This window comes from Shewanella sp. MM_2022_3 (assembly GCF_022557375.1).
Taxonomy (GTDB): domain Bacteria; phylum Pseudomonadota; class Gammaproteobacteria; order Enterobacterales; family Shewanellaceae; genus Shewanella; species Shewanella xiamenensis.
Map to the genome: position 1 here is coordinate 1 of NZ_JAKZGV010000083.1, position 8,142 is coordinate 8,142.

Here is an 8,142-nt window from a genome sequence, read left to right on the forward strand (position 1 = left end):
GGGTTATAGTGTCTAATTTAGATATTGATATTTTAGTGGATGATTACCGCAGTTATTGCTATGCCTGAATCATTCTTATACCGATGGTGATAGATACATGCTAAGAGAGGTTTGTTGATTCGCTATACATGGTCGCATAGGAAGTATAGAACCAGAGGACATGCCTACTTGCGATTTAAAAAGAAACAATTATCACTATAGCACCGTTTTATGTTGGCAATATAGGGTGAGTCGTGCTCGCTCAGACCTGATCTGACTGTTGCCCATTTTTAGGATGCCACTGTCAGCTTAGATTTGAGCTAAATTTTTTCCAGCTAATACAGATGAGTACACAGATAATTACTACACCAAGTGTAGGCAACTTCACCTTTATCAATGTCGTTGCTCTGATAACTCTGTTAGGGTTTCAATTAAGTGGGTTTCCTCCTCAATATAGACCATTTGTTGGTAAATTTGATTGGCTTTAGCAATATCCATTTCTGCTAAATTAGCTGCTTCTCTCGATGCATTTGACAGACTGGATAGTTCAAGACTCAGCTGTTTTGAGTCAGTTTCAATTACAGTGAGCACATCGTTAATACTATCAATTGCCTCTGAAATACCTTTGATTGAGTTCGAAACACTTCCGATAGTTTCCCCTGTTTCTTTGACACTTGTTTGGGTACGTTGTGATAAGGCGCGAACTTCATCAGCAACCACAGCAAAACCTCGGCCAGCTTCACCTGCACGTGCAGCTTCAATCGCTGCATTAAGTGCTAACAAATTTGTCTGTTCTGCAATTCCACTAATTGATTGAATTATATTAACAATTTTTTCTGCGCTAGCCCTAAGTTCAACCATACCTTTAGTGAGATGTTGCCTTTGTATTTGCTGCTGTGCGATTTGCTGCATAAACAAGGTAAATTTGTCACCGAGTTGTACTTGACGAATTGCTGACTCGTTTGACTGAGAGGCAACAACTTTCAACTGTTCTGTCGAAGCTTGTAGCAACGGGTGAAATTTCGCCATTTGTGAAATGAGATTTGACTGCAGGTGATTTATACGTTCTAAACTGATTTGACGCGTATTTAAATGATAGCTAGAAAATGATGACAAATAGAAAGGATAATTGTCAGCATACTCATCAAAATATTTGCTCCCTTTGGCAACCTCAAAAAATGCTACTGCTGTTACCGTTTGGTTTTGGTGTAAACCAAGATATTCTCCAAATGTTGAAAATCCTGATAAACAAACACCATTAAATGCATTGACATTGCTGATACTGTCGGCGTTATTTAGCCGTCGCAAAATGCAGTCATTGGCAATCATGGCTACTGGTTTTCCAGGTTTGCCTTGTAAAAATTTTTGATAATCCTCTGCGGTAGCTTGGGCAAAATCCCTAGCTTTAACTAACAGCAACTTTTCACCAAAGGCCATATCACTGAAGAAAGTGATACTGCCATCATTATTAATTGCTGCCACCGAGCGTATATAAATGCTGTTTTCAATTTCAACACCAAAGGAGTAACTAATCAGTCGGTCAGTCAGTTGCGCTGCTGAACATTTAAAATGTCGGGCCAAGGCATCCACGGGTGTCACAATGTTCATTTCATCGTCTAAAACACTGTATAGCGTACGGGTGAATGGATCAAATTTTGCGACATAAAACCCTATACCAGTGGCTTGGAAATTATGGCTTTTCAAAATACCGAAGCGGTAGCCTTCAGCTATTTTACAAAAGCACACAATAGCTCGATTACGTTGAATTTCACCATCTAACGCCACATCCGCTACTTTGAAATCTAATTTTCCACCTGCACTGCCTCCGATAAAGTAGCAAGGATGCTTACGCAACTTATATAGCGCTTGAGTAAAAAAATCCTCGCTAGTAGTTAGCCCATCAAAATAGGTCAGGGCAAGTGTACTCTTACTACCGATATCAAACGGTATTTGTAGGTTTTTTAGCTCAGTAGCAATCTTGTCAACCCGTTGTTTAGGAGAAAGCGTCGGACGCCCAGCTCGAATATCTTCACAAAATAACGGTATAGAATGCACCGATAAATGGCTCATGATTTTTTTTGAGAAAGCATGAAGTACAATACCATCCCAATTTGTCGGTGTATCATGATAAAGTTGATTACCCCCTCCCAGTTCTCCAGCCGTCATCACCGAAATAATATGTTCTGCCCAAGGCATCGCTTGTCTTAGTTTGCGATTTACCGCTGAAAAATCGCAATTGGGAGAGATAAAGGCAACTACCAACGCCGTGCCATCGGCAAGTTTTAAGTCACTTAGCGCTGATTCGTTGAGCTGGTTGCTAAATATAGTGAGGTTAATGGAAATGGTTTGATTTACAGATTGCTGTACTTGATGTTGTTTTTTTTTCCAGAAAACCATTGCTGCTAACCTCTAGTTTAAGTTTACGATTTAGTATGATGTAAAAAAGCTCTTTTTAAAAATAGTATCCTATTTGAATATAGACACTGATAGACAATCTACCTAACGAGCAACAGAAATTTTGAATTGTCATTATTTCACTAGACGACTTTAGTCTCATTAAAATACAGTCCAGTTTGGGTTGACCAGTACACGACTTTGCGAAACCATGGATTACGAAAGCCCGCGTCAGTGACAATCAGCGGGGTAATGTTGTCAGGTAAGATTTTATTGAGTTCATTCAGAAACTGATTATGGGCAGTTTAAGTGCCTCGGAAATGTTCGCTCGTAGAGCGTGATGGAAGGCCATTGATACCAATAGAGGCGCGTAGTGCAATCAGTTCACATATCAGACCAATCCACCAGTATTGTCGGCATTGTATGAGTAGTTAGCAGCCACTTTGCATGCCACTGATAATTCATGGTGAAGATGTGAGTTACCCAACAATCTATCCATCCGTTTTATCGAGTGTTTAATCTGTGTGCTGGAGCCATCAATATGCCGTCCTAAATGGGTTAGGGTGAGGCAATCCGCATTGATGAGGGCTTTGCAGGCAACCATGAGAGTATTGAGTCGCTTTGATGGATTTCTGGACAATGTTGATAGAGAGATTGATGTAAGATAGTTAACACTTGCACCTTGATGTCATGTGATTGATGTTTGTTCGTACTTCCATCTGATCACACGTTAAGGTGCAAGCTCACTCTAATTTAATGATTTATTTGAAATTCATCAGGGAATTCTTCAGGGCTCAGTGACAACCGCTTTAGTTTAAACGATTGAGGAAACAATACCATTAATTGACTCACTGAGTTTGGTATTTAATATCTATTTGGTATTCACGACTTTGCCAGTCGATTTTTTCTGGCGGTTTTGGAAAAGGTTCTGCACTTTTTAGCATAGCGAGGGCTTCATGTCGAAAACCTTGTTTTCCTTGTAAAACAGTTGCCTCCTGTTGCAAAACTTTCCCTGAACGATCAATACGAAAAGACAAATTAACAACACCTTTTATATTCCGAAGAGATAAGCGCTTAGGCGTTGTCTTAAATGATAATAGATGCCGGCGAATTTCTAGATCATATTGATGGTTAATTTCAGCTCCCCCGATTTGTTGTCCTGTTCCTGTTTCAAGCTGTTTATGATCGTTAGCAGTGCTTCCTTGTTGTCCTAATGCACCGATTTTGGTATCTGCTTTGGCTATTTGACTTTCTTTATTCTTAACTATTTCTTTATCCGTAGATTCATTTTTCTGTTTTGGTACTGATTGTTTTTTAGGAGATGCTTTGATTGGGGCTTTTTTTTCAGGTAGTGGCTGCTTTTCTTGAAGTTCAGCATCGCTAGACGGAGCCGTTACTGCTGAAACCTGCTGCTGGGAAATGCTACCAGCGATTGCAGTCATTAGCCCTAAGCTGACTATTTTACTATCACTTTGAGCCAGAGTTACGGGTAAAGATGAGGGATTCCAAATAAAAAAAGCACCAACAAGTATATGGACGAAAATCGATCCAATAATAAACAGATTGAAGCGGCTCATTAATCGACCTATAGACCACTTCTATCGCTAAGAGCGATTTGCGCGTCAGTGATTTTTAGCCTATTTAGCAATGCAAGCGTATCGACCATGCGTTGCACAGGTGTTGCACTATCAGTCTTTATCATCAACTTTAACTCACCTTGCAATTTTAATTGTACAAGACTTCCTTCTAATTCACTGGTATTTAAAGGCTTTTCATTTAGAGTGTAGCTATTTTCTGTGGCAAGTATTCCAAGACTAACGAACTCACTGTTAGCGTAGGTTCGCTGATTTTGTTCTGGAGCTTGAGGTAATGACATATCCATTTTTAATAGTGGCGCATTAATCATCAGCATCATAAAAGCGATGAGTGAAAATATTACATCAATCATCGGTGTCATTGTATCTGGAGCAGGCACCTCCAGTGTTGTATCCTCATTTAAATCAATCATTTTCATTCCTTGCTTGGCCTAATGCATAGGAGAATCGATTAAGGATATCTGTGCTTTCAACTAACGCATATCTCACTTTTGCGGCTAGTAACGCATGTGCAAGTATGCATATAACAGCGATAACAAGTCCTACAGCAGTAGTGGAAAGTGCTTGCCATAAGCCATCAGCAACAATAGCAGGCTCCACAGGTCCTTTATGTTCGCCTATATCATGAAATGCACGCATTAAACCAATAATTGTGCCAAGTAATCCCAGCATTGGAGCAAGGGTTGCAATCGTAATAAGTCCTGAAAGACGTTGCTTAATCTTTTTCTGTAATTCACGAAGATGGAAACTTACTTGCTCATCTCTGATGTCCCGTTTTAACTCTTTAAGAGAGAGGAGCAAAGACAAAGTTTCTACATAAAATGGATCACCATTCATCACTATTTTGAATGCATTATCCACATCCCCAGATTGTAATTGCTGTTTTACCTGTTGTTGTCGCTGAGTTGACAATCTTGGTAGTCGTACAATGGACAGCGTACGTTCAGCGACTAACGCAAGCGTAATGATAGAGCACAAGAGAAGAGGAATAGCTGTACCGATGCTCCAAACATTATCAAACATAGGAACCCCGTAGATTTGTAATTAATAGGCGAAGTAGTTTATGTAAATAGTAATTATTTGCAATAGGCAAAGGTCATCGGTATGACATATTTACATTTCAGTGTTGAAATTGGGAGGAAGTTCAAAATTTATGCATTTGTAAGTCTAAAAGATGAGAGTGAGGGCAATAGATTTTGCTAGTTTTCACTTTAAATTTCAGATTGATAGGATTTTAAGTCTTTATTGTTAAATGTATCAGCTACATGAAGCATTTGTAAATCCGCTTGTTTGTGAGAACTGTTATCAATAGCATTTGTGCTAATTTAACGCCACTTCAATTGACCATAATGCACTCAATTTTTTTTTGTAGCCTCCCTCTTAAACTCAAGTCTCCGTTTAGCATTGTTTTACGTTCGCTGAAAATCGCTATTTTATCCATACTAATTATTAGTTGCAGTTCACTACCTAAAAATGTGTTGCAGTGGGACAAGTCTGTTACTCATGGACAATTGGAGAATGGTTTAACTTACTTTTTATATGATAGTGATAACGCTAACGAGCCATTCAATATCAGATTAATCGTCAATGCCGGTTCAGTTGATGAGACAGGCTATAGCGGTGTTGCGCATATGGTTGAGCATATGGTTTTCCGTAAAACTTCTGCTCATCCTGAGTCATTACATAGCTATTTTAGTTCTTTAGGTTGGAGTACAGGAAAACAAATCAATGCTATGACAAGAGAGACTGAAACTCAGTATATGTTGCGCACTCGAGTCAATGACAGTTTAGATTTGTTGGGTTCAGTAGCATTAATGGGTGATATCGCATTTGGTGCTATTTTTGATGAAGAAGACTGGAAACAAGAACAAAAAGTGATTCTTGAAGAGTGGCGACGTGGCGAAAGTACAGTAAATAGAGTTGAACGTTTAAAAAAAGAACAACTTCGTCATGACTCTCGTTATGTTAATCGTCCCACAATTGGCACTCAAGATAGCATTCTCAGTACACCAGTTTCTGAAATCAAAGCGTTTTATCATCGATTTTATGTCCCATCTAATATGACTTTAATCATCTCCGGAAATATTGATAAGCAAGATGCTTTAAAAGCAATTGAACAATATTTTGGACAAGAGAAGACATCCCCTATACCAAACCGTGATTATGTTGAGTTGCCTTTGGCTGAGCAGTTTCACATTGGTAGTGTACAAGATCCACAGGGAACAACCTCTGCGGTTGTATACGGTTTTCGTAGTGTTTTAGCGCCTGCAGCCACTAATGAACGCGAGTTTGATGACCTAGTACGATATTTTTTACGTAAGTTGATGCGAAACCAAGTTATTAGAGATCGTTCTTTGATTGATGATCAAGCAATTAGTATACGCTTAGAGGAACCTTTAAATCATCGCGTTGTTGCAGCGATGATTATGCGAACCGGCAACCATGATGCGGGACTAAAACTATTATTAACTGAAGTTGAACGTCTTAAGCAGTTTGGTATTGATGCCACAGAGTTCAATGAGCTTAAAGACGATGCTCGAAAAGTTCTTCAGCGCCAAAAAATGAAGGGTGAAATCAATCGCGATTACCAAGCTTGGGAAGACAAGATCACAAATGCTGTTATGGCAGGAAAAGTACTACCTAATAGCCAAGAAAAAGCAGCACATCAATTAAGCCTTCTTGAGCAAATAACGCTAGAGACAGTCAACCATCGGCTTAAACAGTTGCTGAGTGCGCCAGACCAATTCTTGTATTACCAACTTCCTGGAAACGCAAAAGTTTCATTACCTTTGGCATCTACTGTACAACAGATACAAAATGAGGCTAGACAACTACTGACGCCGACGGTTCCGTATCTGGTCAATGATGTTAAACCCATTGATACAACAGAAGTTATTACATTACCACCAATCACGCTTTACCCTGAAGGGGATATTCAACGCTTTAAGCGAACTCCGCCTATCGGTGATGCACCAGCGATAAGCCAATGGTGGCTAACTAATGGCGATAGAATCATATGGTTAGAGCGCCCTACAAGCGATGGAAAAGTTTATGTGAACGCAGTAACTGATGTAGGCTTTGATAACCAAACTCAATCACCACAATTAAGTCAAATTGCAGTGCAGTTATGGCAACAGACGCCACCTAGAGGTTGGTCAGAGGAGCAGTGGAAACTGATGCCCCAGTGGAATTGGGTCTATAAGTCGCAGCAGTTAAGCCAAGCTGCAGTTATTGCACCGGCACAATTAGCACAATTATTCGATGCATATAGCTTACAGTTGCATGAAGGACAAATTTCAGCGGATGGACTTAACACTGTAAAAGCAGATTTACGGAACCATATTGCAAGACAAAATAAAAATGTTATCGATGTAAATAGTTTGATGATAGAGGAAAAATACTTAACGAAATTACAAACTCTCGATGAATCAATGCTGGCAGAAGTTAATGTAGAAATGTTAGAAACTATAGCTAAAGAAGTATTATCTCAACCTGTAACATTTTATGTTGTTGGAGTATTACCTAGTGACGTTGAAGAACTTTGGCAACAAAAGGTTTCTACAATTACACGTAATAAGACGTTGATCTCTGCTCCATTATTGCAAAAAACAGGACATCATAAAAGAGAGAGTACACTACAAGGTACTCCTAAAACACAAGTAAAGCTTGAAGGTTATAGTCAACTAGAGTGGTCTCCCGAGCGTGCATTTTTAACATCAAGCTTATCGGAACTCACTCATATTGCATTAAAACAACGCTTACGTCAGCAATTGGCAGGTGTCTATAGTGTTAGCTTTGATCTGACCTTTAATCCACAATCAGATCGCGCAGAAATAGTATTGTCATTTTCTTGTGCTCCTGAACGTCGCGAAGAATTGCTTAATGCTGCGAAAAACGTACTCGAAACAATGCCCCAATGGCTAAAACAGCAAGATTTAGCACCACTTATTGCGAATATTCGTTATGCAGAGAAGCAACGATTATCAATTGATTCCACTTGGCTGAAGAGACTTGAATTAAGTGATCATCGTTACGGTGATGGTCGATATCTTGAAAATATTTATAGCTTACCATCACTTGTTACTAATCAGGGGTTAGCAACATTGGCGGCACAAATTTTTCCAATACAGCACAGTGTTACTGTAATTACTGAACATAAAAAAGAAACGGCTAA

5 protein-coding genes and 1 pseudogene are annotated in these 8,142 nt (G+C 39.3%); 1 reads left to right on the top strand and 5 read right to left on the bottom strand.

Going from position 1 to position 8,142, the window contains the following annotated elements; genetic code table 11:
- Positions 1 to 372: 372 nt before the first annotated feature.
- The 5 genes and pseudogenes from MMG82_RS21615 to MMG82_RS20905 form a co-directional block, all read right to left on the bottom strand.
- Positions 373 to 2,376: a methyl-accepting chemotaxis protein gene (locus MMG82_RS21615; RefSeq protein ID WP_277622271.1), complete on the bottom strand. Its 2,004-nt coding sequence runs from the start codon at positions 2,374 to 2,376 to the stop codon at positions 373 to 375.
- A gap of 194 nt (positions 2,377 to 2,570) precedes the next feature.
- A pseudogene (locus tag MMG82_RS20890) lies at positions 2,571 to 3,054 on the bottom strand (IS4 family transposase); the annotation flags it as partial.
- Positions 3,055 to 3,221: 167 nt separating this feature from the next.
- Entirely contained in the window at positions 3,222 to 3,950 is a 729-nt protein-coding gene (locus tag MMG82_RS20895) for a TonB family protein (RefSeq protein WP_241407370.1), read from the bottom strand.
- An 8-nt stretch (positions 3,951 to 3,958) separates the two neighbouring features.
- Positions 3,959 to 4,381, bottom strand: coding sequence for a biopolymer transporter ExbD (locus MMG82_RS20900; protein WP_241407371.1), 423 nt, complete (start codon positions 4,379 to 4,381; stop codon positions 3,959 to 3,961).
- Positions 4,374 to 4,991, bottom strand: coding sequence for a MotA/TolQ/ExbB proton channel family protein (locus tag MMG82_RS20905; RefSeq protein WP_047534996.1), 618 nt, complete (start codon positions 4,989 to 4,991; stop codon positions 4,374 to 4,376). The genes MMG82_RS20900 and MMG82_RS20905 overlap by 8 nt, the downstream gene beginning before the upstream one ends.
- Positions 4,992 to 5,479: 488 nt before the next feature.
- On the opposite strand from MMG82_RS20905, the gene MMG82_RS20910 reads away from it, so the two are divergent.
- Positions 5,480 to 8,142, top strand: a 2,663-nt coding sequence (locus MMG82_RS20910; RefSeq protein ID WP_241407372.1) for an insulinase family protein, incomplete at its 3' end; no start/stop codon positions are given.